This window comes from Phocaeicola plebeius (assembly GCF_003437535.1).
Lineage (GTDB): Bacteria > Bacteroidota > Bacteroidia > Bacteroidales > Bacteroidaceae > Phocaeicola > Phocaeicola plebeius_A.
The window spans coordinates 1-20,031 of the sequence record NZ_QSQT01000019.1; the positions used below are offsets into that span (position 1 = coordinate 1).

A 20,031-nucleotide genomic window follows, 5' to 3' on the forward strand; every position below is an offset into this window, starting at 1 on the left:
CTGAACGGATATCACCGGAAATGCTGAACGGGTATCCGCCGGAATATGCACATTAACGTGCAACTTAAAAAACTAAATATGAAGATAATAAATTGGACATTACTTTTTCTTGTAATGTTTTTTTGTTGCTTAGATAGCGTGAAAGCAAATCCATTACAGCAAGATACTATAAGGGATGTAACTTATCAACTTTATCCGTTGGGTGTTGCATGCCGTAACAATGATATGGCAACCATAAAACGGCTGCTTGCAGGAGAAGATGAACCTATGGCAATGGGTAACGATTTTTATGAGTTTGATATATTTTATACGGCAATTTACTTTGACAAAGAAGATGTGCTGAAATATGCTCTTGCCAGATATAAGGATATTAATAATAGATTATATAGTGACGAATACGGGCTGACGCTCTTGACATACGCCTGTAAATTGTCTAACGTGAGGTTAGCCCGTATATTGCTGGAGCATGGCATTAGCGTAAATGGTTACCAGAGTCCATACGATACATATAAAGTATATCCGATTATGGAAGCCATTGCCAATAATAACATAGAACTGGTGAAATTGCTTTTAGAATATCACGCAGATCTTAATATAAAAGACAGTAACGGCAACACCCCTCTTGCTTTAGCAAAGGAAACAGGTGCAAAAGAAGTAGAAGATTTGCTTTTGCAATGGATGAAGCAACATACTTTCGGACAAAGCTATAAGGAAACTATTCAAGAGGAGATTGATGCAATAAACGAAATGCCTTTGTGGATTGCATACCTTGTTCCTTTGGATAGTTTAGGGAAAGTGATAGAGGATGAATATATGGAGTTTAATCAAATCCATTCATACAAAATCTTAGATGATGGTCAAATCAAGAATGCCAATATATTGTTCACGATGTATTTTGATAGCGATAACAAAATAAGAAAAGTATTTAAGCGATGGGCTGACGGGGGAGCATTGCATAGTATTGCATATTATAATTCTAATGGGCGATTGGTATATGGAATATATAATAAAGGCGATGAAACTCACGGAAAGTTGTATGCTGACGCTTCGGGTTTTCACATAGAGCATTTTCCTGAAGAGAATGAATGTAACGATTGTTTTGAAGCATACTTATTCCTGTCTACGAAAAGCATAGAAGCTCAATATAATATAATATTACAGAGCTCCTCAAATGCTAAAAGGACGACTTTTATACCACAAATTGGAGATAGTGCCATACTATGTAGTTCTTACATTTATTCTTTACCTGATGGAGAAAAAACTACCAAAGGTGAGGATGGCATAGCAGTCCAATTTGGAATGCCTGTTGTCATAAGTGAATTAACAAATGGCTGGTGCAGAATAAATTCCATTTTTAATGCTCCTATTGGTTATATATCTATTCAAGACATTGAAATCATTAAGTAAATATATAGTAAGCAACTAACAAGGCCGAGATAACAACTTAACACTATTGATTACCAGGCTATAACTGATTACAACATAATTATAAATTCAAAATATAGATATATGATTATATGTGCGATATGTGATTAAATCAAATTAATCATGTATCTTTGGGAGAAAGATGGATTATAATATATAAATATGAAAACAAATAGGGACGAAATATTGGAGAGTGCTTTTCAGTTGTTTATGGCAATGAATTATGAGCGTGTAAGTCTGCAAATGATAACTAAAAAGGTAGGGCTTACTAAAACAGGTATATTTAATTATTACCCTACCAAACTTGATTTGTTTATAGCCGTAGCTGATAAGTTCCTTTTTAAGGTGCAGGACCCTAAAAACAAATATGAGATACATGATGGCACTTTCAGGGATTTTATTCAGAAGTATGTTCAGGGTGTGAAGAATGCGATGGCTAAGATTGTCAATTTAGGCAATTTAAGTAAAGATATTATGCCAGGTAAATCTCCTAATGCCGGATATTTGCATCTTTTGCAGCAAGTAAGATTGTATTATCCGGATGGGGCAGGCAAGCTACAGGAAATGATTGAAAATGATAAGGAGCATTGGCGTGTGGCTATACATGCTGCTGTTAAGAATGGGGAATTGAGAAAAGATATAGATGTGGAGAATGTGATACTGCTTTATCATCATGTTTTCATGGGTATGTCTTATGAGATGTCTTTGTTTAACGGACTTGATACCGATTTGCTCTATTCAAGTTTTATGTGTTTGTATGATGCGTTGAAGCAATGACATAAAATAATCCTTTTCAATTAAAAAAAGCAAAATATTACCGGTTGGTCATATTTTGCTTTTTTATTTTTTATATTTGCAAAAATGACCAATCGGTAATATTATGGAAAAGGAAAAATTTGAGAGCATAAACAAAACGTTCAATTACACTCCAAACAGTGTTTTTACGAATCAGTGGTCCAGTCTGGCATTTGGCATAGGTATGGTTGTCGTTCCATTGATATATCCTTTCGGACTTCGTATCAGGCGTGTTCATATATTGTCGCCTACAGTATTGTCAACAATTCTTGTAATAGGAGGGATATTGCTTCTGTGGTTTACTTTGCAGAGTATGCGGAAGGCCAAAGCGTTGATTGCACAAGGAGGAACAATCAAGGTAGAAGGTAACAGAGTGACATATCCATCCATTGAAAAAGGCAAGGTGGAATATCGTTCATTCCTCATTTCAGATATAGAATATATTAAAGATGATGAAGATGAGAATCAGTGTAAGGTCAGTCTTCCTGATAAGTATGTGATTTTTGAAATCAAATATTTTGACTCATACGATGAGTTTGAAGAATTTCGTGCGATTTTAGGATAAAATAACCAATTTAAAAACTTAATATTATGATTAGACAATTTTTCAAGGTAACACTGGTAGTTTCAATGGTTGCATCGGTACTTGTTGGCTGTAATGGAAGTGAACCTTTAGGAATGGGCTCAGAAGAGAGTATTTCGAAAATAAAGGAGCTCGTAAAAACCAATGTCGATATGAATGAAAACAAAATCTATGAATTACAATGGGAGGAAGATAACGGTGAGCATAAGTTGGAAAATATGCTTTCAAGTATCACTGTTGGCTACATTGATAAAGAAAATAATGATTATAAACTTATTATAGAGTTAAAAGACGGAGAATTTGTTGCAGGTGAACCGGATAAGAATGAAAAATGGAAATATTCGTATGAAAAGTCAACGGCACTGAATCTTGACGATATAAATGCCGGTTTGCTGAAAAAAATGGTCAAAGAGGGATATGACTTGTTTATGACACAGGAAGATAGTACCCAATATGATCTTAAATCAGTCGGGAAGTATAGGTTCTACATTTATCCGGTAAAAGTCGGTCGTGAGCATTTGCTTGCTGAGAATGAATCTTTCAAAAAAGAATATACCACTATGGTTTCTTACTTCGACTTGAATTTTATCAAGAAAGATGAGGCACCTGAAGTACGTGGAAAACATATATGGACCAATTACTATACCGCTTCATTTAAGATTGATGAAAACGGAGAGATAGGATTTTTTTGATAGACAAGAAGGCTAATTATAAATCAAAGTATTATGGAAAACGGAAAAACGTATGGAAAACAGACTCCGGAAGAAATAGCAAGAGCCGCACAGGAAGCGGCTATCAAGTCAGCCATGGAACAGGCGCAATTAATGTTAGGAAACATACCAGGTATGAACATGCAGGACATGCAGGCACAGATTATGGCTCAGATGCAGGCTGCTGTTCCGAATCTTGTCGATATACAAACCCAACAGGCTACGATGGGGACATTAGGAGATGTGGATGCGGATACAGTATGTAATACTGGTATGAAAAACATGAATGATGCTGCGGATATAACACAATCTTTGATGAACCTGGATTTCAACGCTGATGATTTCTTTGATGATAATGATAGCTGGGAGATTAAAAGAAGTAAGGATGGTACCTTAAACAGTGAACAGCTTCGTTTGTTGGCTCTTGGGGCACCGATACTGGTCTATAATGATGAATATACAGATACCATAGGACACCAGGAGTATGTGGATTCATTGAAGGAACAGATAAGAAGCTGGTGGGAGGTAACTGACAGAGAGTCTGCCTTTGAAATTGTTGACTGGCTGCTTCGTGAAGGACATCATGCTGAAGCGGATAGGGTTCTTGCTGCCATGAGAAACGGGCAGGAAACCGAAGGTATTGATGAAGATAAGGTAGAAGATGTGTCGTTGATAACGGACTACATGTTGGAAAACAGTATCTGTGATATGAATTCTGTACCTCATACAGCCATTGCCTGGGATTTGGTACGTATTGTCAACCTCGGGCGTTGGGCTTTCCAGTGTGGTTATATTACAGAAGAAGATATGTGGAACATCATGTGTGTAGCGGATGAAACAGCTTCTGCAAATTTCTCTTCGTGGGAAGAATATGGCATGAGTTTCGTTTTGGGTCGTGGTGTATGGCACGGTGATACAGACGATTGTCAGACTGCATACGAGATTGTTGCGGAATTGCTGAAGAATGAAGATTCACCTTGGTTACAGCTTTCATGGAGTGATTGATTATTTAAAAGAGCGGAAAAAATGAGTTACGAATTTTATATAATGTCGGGTATTGCCGTTTTTGTAGGCTGTACGTGGCTGTACCGGAAAGGTAAAGGGGCATACATGATGGTACGGAAAATCAGAAGTGCGTTTAAGGTTGTAAATATTAATCCGGCATCCTCTCTTGCCGATGAGCAATATAAGAAGCTTGCTGTCGGTGCGTTGTATGCTTCACAGCAAGGAGTATACCAGAATTCTATAAAGACCGGTATAGACTATGAACTTCCACAGATACTTGGTGAATGGTGGGGAATCAAAAACAGTCAGGATGCCAGGGAAAAAATGGATTATTTGCTGGAAAAAGGATTCAGATATTATTTCCCTTATGTGTGGCAGGCTTTTCTTCTTTCCGACCCCAAGCAACAGGATGAGGTGTTTCAGCAATATATGGAGTCGCAGGAAGATTATGATAAGGCTGTATCTCAGCTTCAGAATCTGGAAGAGACTTATGATGAATTGCTTGAAAATAAAGTGATATCCTCAAAAGAAGACCTGAAACGTTATGGCGTTGTAGGATGGGATGCTGGTAGGGTATGCTTCCTTGCACGTGCCTGTTGCGAGATGTGTTATATCACAGAAGAAGAGGCTTGGCAGTATATTGACAGAGCGTACGACCTGGCACATCGGGAGCTCGCTTCATGGCATGACTTGGCAATGAGCTATATCATAGGGCGCTCAATGTGGGGAGGAAAGAAATCCTATAATTCAGTAATGAAGGATAACGCCGATAAATTACTTTCCGATGAGAAAAGTCCGTGGGTAAGACTTCAATGGTAACAATTGTGATATAGCAATAAAGGCTATTCTTATGGCACGATTTGTCAATGACCAGCAAACAACTGACAAGGAAGTGAAACGATTGTTTTCTGCCGGAGTACTGCTTCTGCTTGGCAAAGCGTATTCGGACGCTTATTCATGCTTTGACCGTATCCATGAGGAGCACTTCGAAGCAATGTACAACAAGGCATTATGTTGCTTTATGGTAAAATGGTATGACGAATGTTACAGATTGCTTTGTGAGGCGGAACGACTCCTGCATGGAATGGATATTGCATACGAAACGCAGTTGCCCGAAGCTTTTCTCCGCTACGATTATGATGAAGATTTCCCTTTTTATCCCATTCCGCAAGGTATTCCAGTGTTCGGGGCATACAAACAATTGCTTCGGTTGAAAGCGGAAACGGCTTTCCGGCTGCATTTATATAGTGAAGTGAAAGCTATTTCCGCTCGTCTGGGAGGAAAGTACAAATGCATAGAAAAATTGATAGACTTAAAAAATGGCAACAATGACTTGTGAAGAAATATTCAGTCTGCATGCACCCGATACCGAAAATTCAGATTTGTACGATGCTTACCGGAATGTACCGCTTGATAGTCGGGATGAAATGCATAAGAACAATACTCCTTTGCACACAGCCTGCTATTTTGCAGACATTACAGCTGTAGGTATCTTGTTGGAAAGAGGTGTGGATACGAATGCGAGAAACGATGACGGTGATACACCGCTGTGTGTCATGGCGAAGCGGAACTCCTGTCCGAATGATACCCTGTATGCCGATATTTCCGGACTATTGCTTTACGAAGGGGCGAAGGTAACGCGCTCGGGTAAAAATACAACCGCTTTGATAGAAGCAGTACGCAATCGTCATTTTTTGATGGCCGATGTCCTTCTGATGTCGGGAAACCGTATTGATTCTACCGACTGGAATGGTGACAATGTGCTGCACGCTATTTGCGACTCCGCAGGATACATTGCAAACAATATTAAGTCCAGAAAAAAACGGATAGCTGACTTTGCTGAAAGATGGTACTCGGACAAGGACAAGCAGGAAACTTATGAAGAACTGGAAAGCCTTCTGGTATTGGACAAGCAGTGTTGCCATACTACAAGGATTATTTTGGAAAGCGGGCAGATAGATTCGGAGGAAAAGAACAATTGCGGGAAAACACCCTTTCTCATAGCGGCAGAAAGAGGCGCCCGGAAAATCGGGGCATTGTTGTCAGGACAAGACCCCGAAACAGACGAGCTTGCGGCCATTGCCGGTGGATTAGACCTGTTTCAGGCATTGTGGTATAGGGACGAAGAGGCTTTGGATGCTCTGCTACGTTCCGGTGCGGATACTCAAGTTGTGTGCGAGGATAATGATATGACTGATTTCAAGGGAAAATCCCCGTTGGGATGCGCTTTGACATGGGAGAATTTTTCAGCAGCAGAGTTATTGCTGAGAAGAGGAGCTGATCCGAATTTTAGGGATTCGGAGGAACGTACAGCCTTTGCAGTATGGATGAGTAACAGAGGGCATGGCTGTGAGTATAAGGAGCCATGCCTGCATTTTCTCCAATGCCTGACAGTGTGTGGGTGGGATTTGGAAAGTCCGGCCGACAAGGAAGGAAACACTGCCTTATCCGTGGCTTGTCGCGGGGCAAAATATGACACGGGAATATGGGCTGTTCGTTATCTCGTAGAAAACGGGGCAGATGTGAATGCACACAACATGCAGGGACAGACCCCTGCGATGAATCTTTATGGAGGACGTTACTGGGATGGAAACATACCGCGTTTTTCAGGTTTCGCAAGGTCATATCCATACGACGGGCGAGCTTGTACGGAACAAGATGCGGAGACGCTTGAGGTGCTGCTTGAAGCTGGGGCAGACATCAATGTCAAGGACAAATGGGGTAATACTTTGTTGCATTATATAGCGGGAAGCTCGATGAGAGGTTCAAAGGAGGCGACCGAATTGGTCATGGAGTTCGGTACTCCAGATGTGAGTGCTGTGAATAATGAAGGCTTGACGGCTTTGGACATCGCAGCGAAAAAAAATGACGAAACTCTTGTAAAATTTTTATTGAAATATAGTTGAGATTTGTATGGATAACAATATGACTTTCCTGAATGCCTGCCGTAACGGTCAGAAAGGCATTGTACAGATATTCCTTAAAAAAGGTGGTATTGATGTGGACAAACGGGATGTAGAGGGTAATACTCCGTTATATCATGCTTGTCTGAAAGGATTCAGAGACATTGTGAATCTTCTGCTCGATAGCGATGCGGATGTTTCCATCGCTAACAACTGTTCGGAAACACCCTTACATGCAGTTGCAAGGAACGGGAATAAAGAGATAATTGGAAAGCTGATACAATATGGAGCGGATCTGGATGCTACGGATAATGAGGGACGAACTCCATTGATTCGTCTCCTTGATAACAAGCGTACCGATGCGGCCTTGTTTCTGATAGAACAAGGGGCAGACACAGAAATCACTGATAATTCTGGTCATAAGGCGATAGATTACGCTACTGCCCACGGGCTGAAAGAAGTTGTGATACGCCTGATAGTGGATGGAACAAGCGATATCCAAGGTAATACACCTCTCCATCAGGCGGTTTTCAATGGTCAATCGGAAATAGTCTGTTTGTTGCTCTCTACATCTCCCGACATGATAGATGTAACGAATGATGCTGGGGAAACTCCTTTGCTCATCGCCTGCATGAAAGGAAACCTGACCATCGTTAATCTGTTGATTGATGCTGGGGCAGAAGTAAATAAAGCCCTTTTAAATGGAAATACCCCCTTGCACTTTGCAGCTGGGTTTGGAAATAAATTTATAGGCAATAGCCTGATAGCGGCACAAGCACTGGTTAATGTTAAAAACAAGAATGGGGAAACGCCGCTTATTCTTGCTTCCAGGGAAGGCAACAATGAGTTTGTTGCACTGCTTGTGGCACATGGAGCAGACGTAAACCTTGTGGATAATTTTCAGCAGACAGCATTGTATTATGCAGGTGAACGAGGCTATAATGAGATTGTGGAGACATTATTGATGGCAGGAGCTGAAGGATAGCACGGATAACACAACATAAAGCTCCGTTCCCTGCAAATCATTATGAATCATTTTCCTTATTATAAAAAATGAACATGGAATTTATAAAACGACTAGCCAATAATCTGTTTGGCAAACGTAAAACGTATGATGCGAAAGAACTGGGTATCTTTTATTCTAAAGTTTGGAATTGCTGGAAAAATGAAAGCTATTATTGGTTCACGTCCATGAAATTTTCAGTATATCGGGAAGAAACTTTTTTGTGTATAAATGGAGATTCAGATGCTCCATTTCAGCCACAGATATTCTGCCTGAGAGAGGTACTCAACAACTGGGAAGAAATACGCAGTCAGATAAGCAGAATTATACCTAAACATGTTCGTTATATAAAAAATAAGGAAGTTTTTATTTATTGGAAAGAGTGCTTTTACCCGGAGTCTGTCGATGTGTTTGGAGCTGGAACTAATGGAGTGAAGATTACTTTTTCCACATATGACTTAAATCATAGTTTCAGTTTTGTATGGAGAGATGGACATGTCCGTGATTTCGTTTTGGAAAACGAGGAAAAGGAAAATATTCCATATCCGGAGGCATACACGTATTATTTATTTGATTATTTGTATTATATAGGCGAAATATGGGAAAAAAGCAATTCTCGGATGTGTGGCAGTATATTACTTTTTTGGTATTACACATTCATTTTTGTTATTCCTGTATATTTTCTTCTGCTACATATACAAGAAATAGGTAGAGCTGATAATTTCCCATTGTATTATATAGGATTTAATTTCCTTTTTCCATTTCTATTTTCATGGGTTCGATACAGGAAGAAAAGAAAATCAGCTCTGATGAAACATTATCGTTATCCTAAGAAAATAAAGATTATCAGTGCTATTTTCTTTTTGTTGGTTCCAATTGTAATATGTGGTTTAGAGATATGGATTTATGGTAAACAAGGATGGATTAATATTGTATATTGAGAAGCTGTAAAACTGTTTGGTTTAAATTATTATAATCATTTATAGGGATAATGAACGTGAGGGATTATTCAACAGATGAGCTCTTGATGATGGCCAATAATGTAACTGAAGAGTATTCTGAAGAGGAAGTCAGACTGGCAAAGAAAGAGTTATATAAGCGAGGAATAAATGACGAGTTAATAGCCGACATTGTGAAGGAGGAAGAAGAGGCTTTTATGAAAAGGTTGGATGCTGCTGCACGTGCGGAGCAGGCCCGGATAGATAAACGAAACGAAAAGAACAGGAATATAAGTTATCAATGGTGGGAATTACTGATTTTATTTGTATTTGCACCATTTTATTTGTGCAGGAGATGTTATTTACCTCATAATTTTTTCCCGAAGTTGAGACAGTTGAGAGAAGAAAAATATGACCTGAAATTTAAACAACGGCTTATTGCATTAATTGCTGGAGATATAGTATGGGTCCTTGCTTATTGGATTGAACGTGTAATCATGGGAAACTAGATTACATAATTTCTCTGGCTATCCACGCGCAGGCTTCAGCATCGGCCAGTGCGTTATGATGGTTTTCCAGACGGTATCCGCAGGCTGCGGCCACGGTGTGCAATTGGTGGTTGGGGAGCTCCGGAAATACTCTGCGTGCCACGCATAGAGTGTCATAAAACTCATAGTCGGGATAGTCCATCTGATAGACGCGGAAGACGGCTTTCAGGCAGCTTTCATCGAAAGGACGGTTGTGTGCCACGAGCGGCAGTCCCTCTATTAACGGCTCAATCTGTGCCCAAACGGCAGGAAATACCGGTGCGTCTTCGGTATCTTCACGGGTGAGTCCGTGTACCTGTGAGCACCAGTATGTGTAATAATTCGGTTCCGGATTGATGAGGGAATAAAAGGTATCGGCTATCTCGCCGTTGCGCACCACGACCACGCCTACCGAGCATACGGATGAGCGCTGGTTGTTGGCGGTTTCAAAATCTATTGCGGCAAAGTCTCTCATGTCTTTACTTGCTCTATATACGTTATCGCTTGGTCACGGTAATCATGAACGTGACGGCTACCATGGCAATGGAAATGCCGACAATGATGTTGGTGGTCAGCGGTTCGCCAAACATCAGTGTGCCGACAATGATGGCGGTGATGGGTTCGAATACGCCGAGTACAGAAGCCTTGGTGGCTCCGATGTTACGGGAGGCAATGGCGAGGGTGGCCGTAGAAACGATGGTTGGCAGCAGGGCAAGTCCCACAAGGTTAAGCCAGTCTGCTTCGGTAGTGATTCCAGCCGTAATTGCAGTGTCGGAACTGAGGATTTTTCCGATAAAGACAATCGCTCCTACCATGAGGGCATAGAAGGTGAGCAGGGAGTTGGATATGCCGGCAATGGCCTTGCTCCGGTTGATGATGACGATGAAGAGTGCATACACCAGTGCCGAGGCGATGGAGAGCAGCACACCGATGGGGTTGATGGTTTGTGAACCGTCACTCTGTGTCATGATGAGCACACCTCCGAAGGTGGCGGCAATGGCAAGCCATACCGGCCATGAGGGAACGACTTTCAGGAACACCATGATAATGGCCACGAGGACGGGGTAAAGGAATACCAGCGTAGTAGCCAGTCCGGAAGCGATGTATTCGTATGCATCGAAAAGAAAGATGCTGCTGGAGGTGTAAAGTAGTCCGAGGACGAACAATACGCCGATTTGCTTTCCTGAAACCCGGAAACTCTGTTTGCGGAGCAGCAGGAACAGGCCTAAGAGCAGCACTGCGAAAGCGTAGCGGAAGAAAAGTATGGACTCAGTGGCGGCACCGTTCTTCATCAGCGGAACCGCAAATAAGGGATTTAATCCGTAAGTAATACCGGTGATAATTCCTGCCGGATAGCCGATAATGGCATTTTTGCTTAGTTTTTTCATGTGCGGGTAGATGTAATTGTGTAATCGGGGTGCAAAATTAATTATTAAATGACAAACCTGCGCTTGTGACGGAGGAGATTCTTCCCGTGTGCCTACTTTCTGTAAATATATCTTGCCAGTCCGTAGATGTATCTCCGGAATCCCGGACGGTACTTAAGCAGACGGTCGAACCATTTCAGATGGTGGCTGGCAATACGTACGGCCCATCCTACATAATACATGGCAAACAGCGTACCTACTCCGATGATATGCCATTGCCATTTTCCGAAGAAGATGTAGCAGAAGACGATGCCGAGAAGCACCAGTGAAACGTCTACCACAATCTTGACTTTCGGAAATTCTATGCCCGTCACCTTGCTGATGGCGACGGGAAAGCCTTCTCCAGGCATGGTCACGCTGCCGCATCTTACCTCCAGTGCAATGCCTGCTGCCAGGATGGTGCATCCGGCCAGTTGGGCCATGGCTTTCTCCCATATAGCTTCGGGTTGCAGCCATGAAAGAAGGTAGAGGTTCAGGTCGATTAACATGCCGAATACAAAACCCACGAGCAACTGGAACAGTTGGACCGGGTCAAACTGCCGGCGGAGTACTCCCACTTGTCCCACTACCAGCAGGGCATTCATGATGAAGGTGTATTGCCCGATGGTCAGTGACGGTGTCAGTCCGCCGGTTCCCGCATCATGAAATACATAGGGCAATACACTGATGACGCTTGCTCCCAGCATGCTCTTTACGCAGGCGGCAATTCCCAGTGTCATGATGTACAAGGCAATGAAGAGCAGTAAGTGTTGCCAGGCAAAAGATATGATTTTTTCTTTTTTTGTCATTTTTGATTGTACTTCGTGCGATGTTGTTTTTCGTGTGGATTATTATCTCAGAAACGGATCAATCGTACTGAGCAGCTCAGCCTTCTGCATCACGCCGCTGGTTCTCCAGAGTACTTCCCCGTTGCGGAACAGCATGAGGGTAGGGACGGACTGAATCTGGTATTTCTGAGACAATACGCTGTGTGTGTCCACATCAATCTTGATGATACGGATGCGGTCGCCCAGCACGTCTTTCACCTGTTTCAGAATCGGGTGCATCATTTTACAAGGTTGACACCAGGTGGCGAAGAAGTCCACCAATATAAGCTGATTGCCTGTTACTACGTCATAAAAAGTTTCCATTGCTTTCGTTTTTAAGTGGTTCTATATAAACAAGGCTACCTCCCGAAAGAAATAGCCCGGTGTGTGTTCAATACGTTTAAAATGCGGTGCAAATGTACGAAAAGCCGATTAATGATGAACATGAAATAGTAAAGAAAAATCTGTATCTTTGCACGACTTTTTTTAAGGTAAGAAGAAACAATGGATGCAATCGTTACACAGATGATTATCCTGTTTATTCTGGTAATCATCGGCTATTATCTGAGTAAGAAGAAAATGATGGATGCGGATTTCGACCGCAAACTTTCGGGACTGGTTATCAACGTGACGTGTCCCAGTCTGATACTTTCGTCGGTGATGGGCGACACGCTTCCCGACAAGACGCTGATTCTGCCTTTGCTCGTGGTAGGTTTTGCTACCTACGTGGTGCTTATCGGGTTAGCCTTTCTGCTTCCGCGCTATTTGCCCGTCAAACTGTCCGACCGCGGTATTTACAGTTTCATGTTGGCATTCGGCAATGTGGGTTTCATCGGCTATCCCATTGTGGCTTCCATTTTTGGAGCCAGTGCGGTGTTCTATGCCAGCATTCTTAATTTCCCCAGCACGTTGTTGATTTTTGTGTTCGGTACCCTGTTTATTTCAGGCGGTCAGGGAAAGATGCGTTTTGACTGGCGTACTCTCTACTGTCCGGCCATGATTGCGTCGTACCTCTCCATTCTGATTGTCGTGACCGGATGGGTACCTCCCCGTGTCATCAGTACCCCGTTTGTCCTGTTGGGAAATGTCACCGTGCCTGCTGCGCTGCTCATCATCGGCTCGTCCATTGCCCGTGTACCCATTCGCCGGATGTTTGGCAATACGGCCATCTACCTGATGTCGGTCTTGCGTCTGATGCTGGTTCCACTCCTTATTTTGTATCTCTCACGCCTTTGCCGGGTGGAAGAAACCATTGCCAATATCAATGTGGTGCTGGCGGCCATGCCCGTAGCTTCGTACGGCACCCTGTTCTGTATCCAGTATCAGAAAGGGGAGATCATCATGGCAGAAGGAACCTTCCTCACTACCTTGCTTTCCGTACTGAGCATTCCGTTGCTGACGATGTTCCTGTAGACTTATTTCAGCAGGGCTGCATACGTCTTTTCGGATTCATGCGGCAGTATCTTCTGGAACTGGGTGAGCATCCGTTCGCGTGATTCCTGCGGACTGCGGTCGGGATGGCAGGCCTTCCGTCCAAAGAGACGTTCGGGCGTGGTGAGCAGTGACCAGCCCCAGCCATATTCCCTTCCGTGGCGGTCGAGGGGGTAGATAAAATCCTCCGTCACAATGTAGCCACCCATTTCCAGTCGGGTGAGATAGGCATCGAAGCGGCTCCGCATCCTTGGTCCGGTAAATCCGCATGCCGCACGCAGTTCCCGTGTAATCAGGCTGCCTTCGCATCTTAGTATGTCGAGGATGGTTTCTTCAATGCTTCCCGCCTCCGGATAAGGAAACAGACTCCGCCGGTAATTGCAGAAGTCGGGCCACCACTCGCGACTGATGAATGCGGCTTTGTCCTTGAAGAACTTGCCGTATGCGCAACCGCTTTCTTGCAGGATGGCACCTTTCCATTCCCAAAGCGGCCATTCCCATCCGCCGTCGGGCAAACGGGTATACTGGCAGTCTTCGTCCGTGACTTCTTCGGCCGACCATCCGGCGATGCCCATGCTTAGCAAGGGAAGGAAACCCGTTTCATTGATGTAGTCAATAAGTTCGGGACAGGAGTGTAGGAGTTCTTGTTTCATGGTTACGGTGATTTTTCCTTGTAAGATAATGAACAAAACTGATATATTTGCGTATTATTGTATGAAGCAAAACAGAATCTATGACACCTCCTCCAATTGAACAATCCACCTGGGAAGCTCGCAGGGCGTATGTGATCGATGCCTGGAAGTGCCTGCACGATTGCGAGTCGTGCGGCAAGTGCCGCATCCTAAAAGGTAAGGATGCGGAAACTTTGTATGCCGACTACATTGAAGGCAAGCGTAGCTATATGGACGTGACGCTGGAGCTCCGGAACAAGAGTTATTAAATTTTTCTGGAGGTAGTGATGTCGCATGAATCACTTTGTCAGGCGTAGTTTTTTTCTGAAATCTTATCAGCAATGGAACCCCATCTCGTAAGCTTCATTCAGCTTGCTGTGTCCGTTGATGGCGCGTGAGTCAGCTACTCCGCCGCAGAAAAGCGTACCGGCCAGGCGGCTCTTCGGGAAGCAGTCAATCCAGCCCGTGAGACCCGCTTCGGCACGTTGAGGAACCTCCGGCTCTTCTTCGGCTGCCACGGTCAGCATATAGACGTCGCGGAACTGGTAATCCAGGGTGTACATTGCATTCATACGGTCGATGAGTACTTTCATCTGTCCGCTCATCTCGAAATAATAAATCGGGGTAGCCCATACGATGACATCTGCATGCAGTACTTTCTGCATGATAGCGTCTACATCGTCATTAATCACACACTTGCCCAATTTCTGGCAAGCTAAACATCCGCGACAGAAACGTATATCTTTTCCGATGAGTGAGATTTTTTTCTACTTCGTGGCCTGCCTGGAGGGCACCTTCTATGAATTTGTCGGCCAGCATGTCGCTGTTGGAACCAGCACGCAGACTGGTTGAAATCACAATTACTTTTTTCATGTTATCTTGTTTGGGTTGATTTTTTCTGATAAACTTTCTTCAAAGTTATGGATTTCTGTGCAGCTTTCCTCGTGTGTGGAGTGAAAATTATGCGTATAGAATATCTCTTGAAAATTATTAAAGGCAAATAGTGGAGGTGTTACGGTTTATTTGTAATATTGCCACACTAAAAGAAATACTTGAATAACAAATAATACCGGTATGAAAAATCAGCACATTCCGTATTCTTCAGCGATAAACGATATGATTTTCGACATCAAGAAAAAAGGTGTGGTAAGTTTTCCTAAAAAAGGGCTTGCAGAGAATGCCACTGATTTCTTCAATCAGATAATCAAGTGGCAGTTTCAGCATAAAGCAACCATTCAGGCTATACACAAGGCACTACTTGAGTATGTGAAACGTCCGGATGCCGTGTTTGCTATCCGTCTTTATGCAGATGCGCCAGGAAAGCAATATTTCTTGCTGCGCAGGGGATTCCTGTCTGAATATCAGGATGGGTTGAAAACCTTTTTCTGTGACAATACATTTGCCATGCCTTTTACTGCTTTGAAACTTTATGATAAGTGTTATACTGCATCCGATTTAGTGGAGCATCTCAATCAGAAAAATGTAGTGTGCGGCTTTAAAATAGACAAAGAAGAACGAAAACTTGCTTATTATAAGTGCAATAACTATAGCCATATTAACTTGAATGATTCGGGGTGGTATTTGGCGCATATTCTTCCTGTGGGTTATAATTTTGCCGGGAAACAACGGTTAACTAAGGTATTTCCTAATCCTAAAAGAGCGGAGTAGGAATTGGACCCGGCACACATCCGGCGTGTCGACCGTTCATTTACGGAGAATGAATACGCTGTACTTGTAGCGCATTTTCTTCGCTTGGTACACCCTCTTAATTCTTTTGTGATACCTAAGCAAGACTATGTGGCTTATGATGGGAAAAACCTGGGTGAAGAGCAAGAGCTTATCAATATAGTGCAGGATTATGTGAAAGCGGGATTTCCTAAGGAATATGCCGAGCTGCAGACACTGATGCAGATTCCTGAGCAGGAAAAAGTGACGGACACGGTAGGCAAGATTCACTGGGCGGTATCGGAATATCAAATCAAGAAATGGAGGAAGACAATTTTTAAAGACAAGCCAAAGATAACTTTAAAGAAGCGCAGTAAGAAAGTGAAAGATCAATATGATGAGGATAAAGCGTATGCATTGGATAACAGGCTGAGTTCTGTTGGCAAGGCCACTTTTATAAAGCTTTATCCTTTGGTCAAGCAAAATCTGGATATTACCGTAGAAGAGGTAGAGAAGGTGTATCCTGAGTATAAGAAAGGTAAAGCAGAGAATGCAAAAAGGACCTGTTTGTCGTCTACACGCAGTATCATCCGAAACGGTTATGAGGCAGAGGCGCTGGAAATTATCGTAAATTCATCACGCATGGACGATGCGGTGATTCTAGAAGCGAAGAAATATCTGGAAGAATTGTACCAGAAAGATTGATTTGCGGGGAACTCTTTAATGTGATTTCCTGAATGCCTGAAATATGAGGGACTTTTCGTATCTTCGCAAACAAAACAATCAATGAAGTATGGGAAAAAGAATGATTAATTTTTCGGCAGCCTTGTTGGGAGTTGCCACGATGGCTTCCAGCCTGTGCTCGTGCAGCAGCCAGCAGAAGGAATCGCCGATGAAAGCAAAGGTAGAGGAGTATGCATCTGTTGAACTTAAGTCTGATCTTGTGAACAACTTGAGCGACAAGGAAAAAGAGTTGGTGAGAATATTTTTCCAGGTGGGGAAAATTACCGACGACCTTTTTTGGAAGCAGACATTCGGTGATAAAAGCAAGCTCGATACCATTACCGACAGCTATGCGAAAGAGTTTGCCATGATTCACTATGGCGCATGGAACCGTCTGGACAATAACAAGCCTTTCCTGGCTGGTTATGGCGAAAAACCGGATGTATGCAACTATTACCCGCTGGATATTACCGAAGCCGAGTTTAATGCCTTTGAAGATGAAAACAAGGACTCATGGTACACGGTTATCCGCCGCAACGAAGACGGTTCTCCAAAGAGCGTATGGTATCATGAAGCCTATGCCCCGGAAATAGAACGTATCTGTGCTTTGCTGGAGAAAGCGGTGGCACTGGCAGAGGACCCGGGCCTGAAAACCTACCTTGAAAAGCGTATCGAAGCATTCAAGACTGATGATTATCTGGCCAGTGACCTGGCATGGATGGACATGAAGGACAGCAAGATTGACTTCGTGACAGGACCTATTGAAACTTACGATGATAAGTTCCGTGAAACCAAGGCTTCGTACGAGTCGTTTATCCTGCTGAAGGATGAAGCCCGCAGCAAGGAACTGGCCAAGTTCGTAGCCATGCTTCCGGCCCTTCAGAAAGAGTTGCCCTGTCCGCCGGAATATAAAACCTTTGTGCCGGGTACCTCGTCCGACCTGAATGTGTATGATGCAGTGTACTATGCCGGCGACTGTAACGCGGGAAGCAAGACCATTGCCATCAACCTGCCGAACGACGAGCGGGTACATGCGCTGAAAGGTACACGCCGTCTGCAATTGCGTAACTCCATGAAGGCTAAGTTCGACAAGATTCTGTTGCCTATCGGACAGCTTGTCGTTACGCCCGAACAGCAGAAATACCTCAACTTTGATGCGTTTTTCTGGAACGTGACTTTCCATGAAGTGGCACACGGACTGGGTGTGAAGCAGACTATCCGTACCAATGAAAGCGTAGATGCAGTGATGGGCACAGAGAAGACTTCCTGGGAAGAAGCCAAGGCTGACATTCTGGGCCTGTTCATGGTGACCAAGCTGATTGAGATGGGCGAAATCACGAACATTACAACTGAAGATGCGATGGCTACTTACATTGCAGGCATTCTGCGTTCAGTCCGTTTTGGAGCAGCTTCTTCACACGGAAAAGCCAATATGATGTGCTTCAACTACATGGAGAAAGCAGGGGCATTTTCACGCGATGACAAAGGTCAGTATGTGATTGATTTTGCAAAGGCCAAGGAAGCCATGAACGGTTGGGCCACGTTGATTCTTCAGACACAGGGCGACGGCAATGTGGAATTTGCGAAGAAATACAGAGAAAAGAACGGTGGAATCACTCCGGCACTTCAGGCCGACCTTGACCGGATTAACGGAGCAGGCATTCCTCGTGACATTACCTTTGTGCAGGGAGAAGAAGTGCTGTTAGGAAAAGCACAGTAACATCAGTTACTGAAACATAAAGAGCCTGCGGTTCAGATGCGTCTTTGAACCGCAGGCTTTTTTATGCCGTCATTCTCATGCCGCATGTGCAGGCATTGATTCCTTATTCTTTATCTGCCTGTCTTCTGAAAATCTGTGCCGCAATGCTGCCCGAGAAGTTGTGCCATACCGAGAACATGGCTCCAGGTACGGCCGCCATGGGAAACAAGGCAAAATGAGTGGCGGCAAGTGAAGTGGCCAGACCTGAATTTTGCATGCCCACCTCGATGGCGATGGCCGACCGTTTGGACGGCTCGCTTCCGACAAGAGAGGAGAGACCATAGCCCAGGGCCAGTCCGAGTACATTGTGCAGAATCACTGCTACGGCCACTATCAGGCTGCAAGCTAGGATGCTGGCTGCGTTGTGCGCTACGATAATGCCGATGATGAACGCAATGGACAAGGTGGAAATCATCGGTAGCAGCGGTACTATCCGTCGGGTGGTGCGCTGGAAGTAATGATTGGCGGCTACTCCCAGTACGATGGGTACTATTACCACCTGTACGATACTTAAAAACATGCCTGCCACGTCTACTTCCACCGATTCTCCGGCAAGCAGCCATACGAGTGCAGGTGTTACGATGGGAGCTAGCAGTGTAGAGACTCCGGTCATGGCCACGCTCAGGGCTACATCGCCTTTGGCCAGGTAGCAGATAACATTGCTGGCTGTACCTCCCGGACAACATCCCACGAGAATCACTCCTAAGGCGAGTTCTTCTGGCAGCGACAATAATTTGCAGAGCAGCCACGCCAGCGAGGGCATGATAAGAAACTGTGCCAGTTCGCCGACGAGGATGTCTTTCGGATGTTGCAAGACTGGTCGGAAGTCGGACGGACGAAGCGTCAGTCCCATGCCGAACATCACCACGCCCAGCATCGGTGTGATGGCCGATGTATCTATCCAGTTGAATGAGGAGGGAAGGAAGAGAGCCACGGCCGTCACTAGCACCACCACAAGGGTGATGTGGGCTGCAATCCATGCAGAAATTTGGATGAGTTTATTTTTCATTGTCATTTTTTCAAAATTGTCTGCAAAGCTACAAAATTTCGTGCGAATCTTGGCGGGAATGTGGACAAAGTACTCCTCCTGACTCGTGGAATATGATTCAGCTTCTGCTGTATATGCAAAGCCAGCTCTGTCTGCCTTTTCCTAGAATCTGTAACATGGGTATATAGTCCGAGGATTTGTATACTATCCGTCATTCAGCCCTTTTCTATTTTTGTATCGGTTAATTGATAATATTCTTAATCATCTTAAAAATATACACTTAAATATTTTATAATCAATATGTTATAAGAAAGGTGATTTTAGTGGAGAAACAAATAAGGAACAAAAATAGGAATTAAAGTGATTTCTCATTTTTCTATTTGCACTCTGTTTCTTTCTTTTCGTTTGTTTGCTTTCAGAGTGCATTCCGAGCAATTTTATCTGCTCTCATCATTCGAAGAATTTGCTCCTAACTTTAACTAACAAATTATTTGCAGCTCATAAAGAGAATACAAATTATTATCTCTTGAAGTTGTATTGCTTGTAGCAAAGATAATCTTTTTTGTACAGGCAGCCAAAAATGCCTGCCTATATTTAGTTTAATTTAGTTTAGCATATATAAGGCTAACAAACTAAACCAAACTGGATTTTCATGTTACTTTTTGTGATTTT

The 20,031-nt window shown here is 43.4% G+C and carries 23 protein-coding genes and 1 pseudogene; 16 read left to right on the plus strand and 8 right to left on the minus strand.

All coding sequences use genetic code 11. The features are described 5' to 3' along the window. Positions 1 to 78: 78 nt before the first annotated feature. The 11 genes and pseudogenes from DXD04_RS17055 to DXD04_RS10635 form a co-directional block, all read left to right on the plus strand. Positions 79 to 687: pseudogene (locus DXD04_RS17055) on the plus strand (ankyrin repeat domain-containing protein); the annotation flags it as partial. 900 nt (positions 688 to 1,587) lie between these two features. Continuing rightward, the gene (locus tag DXD04_RS10590) at positions 1,588 to 2,202 is read left to right on the plus strand and encodes a TetR/AcrR family transcriptional regulator (protein WP_117673172.1); all 615 of its coding nucleotides are present in this window, start codon (positions 1,588 to 1,590) and stop codon (positions 2,200 to 2,202) included. 103 nt (positions 2,203 to 2,305) lie between these two features. Then, complete coding sequence (locus tag DXD04_RS10595) at positions 2,306 to 2,785, plus strand: hypothetical protein (RefSeq protein WP_117673174.1); 480 nt, start codon at positions 2,306 to 2,308, stop codon at positions 2,783 to 2,785. 26 nt (positions 2,786 to 2,811) lie between these two features. Then, positions 2,812 to 3,495, plus strand: coding sequence for a hypothetical protein (locus tag DXD04_RS10600; RefSeq protein WP_147330759.1), 684 nt, complete (start codon positions 2,812 to 2,814; stop codon positions 3,493 to 3,495). Positions 3,496 to 3,528: 33 nt separating this feature from the next. Next, positions 3,529 to 4,518 (plus strand): DUF1266 domain-containing protein, encoded by a 990-nt coding sequence (locus DXD04_RS10605; RefSeq protein WP_117673178.1) that lies wholly within the window; start codon positions 3,529 to 3,531, stop codon positions 4,516 to 4,518. 21 nt (positions 4,519 to 4,539) lie between these two features. Then, the gene (locus DXD04_RS10610) at positions 4,540 to 5,337 is read left to right on the plus strand and encodes a DUF1266 domain-containing protein (RefSeq protein WP_117673180.1); all 798 of its coding nucleotides are present in this window, start codon (positions 4,540 to 4,542) and stop codon (positions 5,335 to 5,337) included. Positions 5,338 to 5,368: 31 nt separating this feature from the next. Then, complete coding sequence (locus DXD04_RS10615) at positions 5,369 to 5,857, plus strand: hypothetical protein (RefSeq protein WP_117673182.1); 489 nt, start codon at positions 5,369 to 5,371, stop codon at positions 5,855 to 5,857. Beyond that, a complete protein-coding gene (locus tag DXD04_RS10620) occupies positions 5,838 to 7,424 on the plus strand; it encodes an ankyrin repeat domain-containing protein (RefSeq protein ID WP_229035410.1) in 1,587 nt (528 codons plus the stop codon). Before DXD04_RS10615 ends, DXD04_RS10620 begins: the two co-directional genes overlap by 20 nt. 7 nt (positions 7,425 to 7,431) lie before the next feature. Beyond that, complete coding sequence (locus DXD04_RS10625) at positions 7,432 to 8,406, plus strand: ankyrin repeat domain-containing protein (RefSeq protein WP_117673186.1); 975 nt, start codon at positions 7,432 to 7,434, stop codon at positions 8,404 to 8,406. A gap of 74 nt (positions 8,407 to 8,480) precedes the next feature. Next, positions 8,481 to 9,365: a hypothetical protein gene (locus tag DXD04_RS10630; protein WP_147330760.1), complete on the plus strand. Its 885-nt coding sequence runs from the start codon at positions 8,481 to 8,483 to the stop codon at positions 9,363 to 9,365. A gap of 50 nt (positions 9,366 to 9,415) precedes the next feature. Then, on the plus strand, positions 9,416 to 9,871 hold the full coding sequence (locus tag DXD04_RS10635; protein ID WP_117673190.1) for a transcription initiation factor IID: 456 nt from the start codon (positions 9,416 to 9,418) through the stop codon (positions 9,869 to 9,871). 1 nt (position 9,872) lies between these two features. Here the strand turns inward: DXD04_RS10635 and DXD04_RS10640 are convergent, their stop codons facing one another. From DXD04_RS10640 to trxA, 4 genes are all read right to left on the minus strand, one after another. Further along, positions 9,873 to 10,364: a 3'-5' exonuclease gene (locus tag DXD04_RS10640; protein WP_117673192.1), complete on the minus strand. Its 492-nt coding sequence runs from the start codon at positions 10,362 to 10,364 to the stop codon at positions 9,873 to 9,875. Between the two features lie 22 nt (positions 10,365 to 10,386). After that, positions 10,387 to 11,277, minus strand: a complete 891-nt coding sequence (locus tag DXD04_RS10645) for a DMT family transporter (protein WP_117673194.1) — start codon at positions 11,275 to 11,277, stop codon at positions 10,387 to 10,389. A 92-nt stretch (positions 11,278 to 11,369) separates the two neighbouring features. Further along, positions 11,370 to 12,104, minus strand: coding sequence for a YczE/YyaS/YitT family protein (locus DXD04_RS10650; protein ID WP_117673196.1), 735 nt, complete (start codon positions 12,102 to 12,104; stop codon positions 11,370 to 11,372). 42 nt (positions 12,105 to 12,146) lie between these two features. Next, the gene (trxA, locus tag DXD04_RS10655; RefSeq protein WP_117673198.1) at positions 12,147 to 12,446 is read right to left on the minus strand and encodes a thioredoxin; all 300 of its coding nucleotides are present in this window, start codon (positions 12,444 to 12,446) and stop codon (positions 12,147 to 12,149) included. A 180-nt stretch (positions 12,447 to 12,626) separates the two neighbouring features. Here trxA and DXD04_RS10660 point away from each other — a divergent pair, with 180 nt between their 5' ends. Beyond that, on the plus strand, positions 12,627 to 13,535 hold the full coding sequence (locus DXD04_RS10660; protein WP_117673200.1) for an AEC family transporter: 909 nt from the start codon (positions 12,627 to 12,629) through the stop codon (positions 13,533 to 13,535). 2 nt (positions 13,536 to 13,537) lie between these two features. Here DXD04_RS10660 and DXD04_RS10665 read toward each other — a convergent pair whose 3' ends face one another. Then, on the minus strand, positions 13,538 to 14,206 hold the full coding sequence (locus DXD04_RS10665; RefSeq protein WP_117673237.1) for an AlkZ-related protein: 669 nt from the start codon (positions 14,204 to 14,206) through the stop codon (positions 13,538 to 13,540). A gap of 80 nt (positions 14,207 to 14,286) precedes the next feature. Here DXD04_RS10665 and DXD04_RS10670 point away from each other — a divergent pair, with 80 nt between their 5' ends. Next, positions 14,287 to 14,493, plus strand: coding sequence for a hypothetical protein (locus DXD04_RS10670; RefSeq protein ID WP_117673202.1), 207 nt, complete (start codon positions 14,287 to 14,289; stop codon positions 14,491 to 14,493). Between the two features lie 66 nt (positions 14,494 to 14,559). Here the strand turns inward: DXD04_RS10670 and DXD04_RS10675 are convergent, their stop codons facing one another. Both DXD04_RS10675 and DXD04_RS16935 read right to left on the minus strand, forming a co-directional pair. Continuing rightward, entirely contained in the window at positions 14,560 to 14,916 is a 357-nt protein-coding gene (locus DXD04_RS10675) for a flavodoxin family protein (RefSeq protein ID WP_259296111.1), read from the minus strand. Continuing rightward, positions 14,909 to 15,097, minus strand: a complete 189-nt coding sequence (locus tag DXD04_RS16935) for an NAD(P)H-dependent oxidoreductase (RefSeq protein ID WP_229035408.1) — start codon at positions 15,095 to 15,097, stop codon at positions 14,909 to 14,911. Before DXD04_RS16935 ends, DXD04_RS10675 begins: the two co-directional genes overlap by 8 nt. 201 nt (positions 15,098 to 15,298) lie before the next feature. Here DXD04_RS16935 and DXD04_RS10680 point away from each other — a divergent pair, with 201 nt between their 5' ends. The 3 genes from DXD04_RS10680 (at position 15,299) to DXD04_RS10690 (ending at position 18,332) form a co-directional block, all read left to right on the plus strand. Then, positions 15,299 to 15,892 carry a hypothetical protein gene (locus tag DXD04_RS10680; protein WP_117673204.1) on the plus strand — a complete coding sequence of 198 codons (594 nt, stop codon included), beginning with the start codon at positions 15,299 to 15,301 and terminating at the stop codon, positions 15,890 to 15,892. 3 nt (positions 15,893 to 15,895) lie between these two features. Beyond that, complete coding sequence (locus DXD04_RS10685) at positions 15,896 to 16,594, plus strand: hypothetical protein (RefSeq protein ID WP_117673206.1); 699 nt, start codon at positions 15,896 to 15,898, stop codon at positions 16,592 to 16,594. 88 nt (positions 16,595 to 16,682) lie between these two features. Continuing rightward, positions 16,683 to 18,332 carry a dipeptidyl-peptidase 3 family protein gene (locus tag DXD04_RS10690; RefSeq protein ID WP_117673208.1) on the plus strand — a complete coding sequence of 550 codons (1,650 nt, stop codon included), beginning with the start codon at positions 16,683 to 16,685 and terminating at the stop codon, positions 18,330 to 18,332. A gap of 103 nt (positions 18,333 to 18,435) precedes the next feature. Here DXD04_RS10690 and DXD04_RS10695 read toward each other — a convergent pair whose 3' ends face one another. Next, complete coding sequence (locus DXD04_RS10695) at positions 18,436 to 19,380, minus strand: bile acid:sodium symporter family protein (RefSeq protein WP_117673210.1); 945 nt, start codon at positions 19,378 to 19,380, stop codon at positions 18,436 to 18,438. Between the last annotated feature and the right edge of the window lie 651 nt (positions 19,381 to 20,031).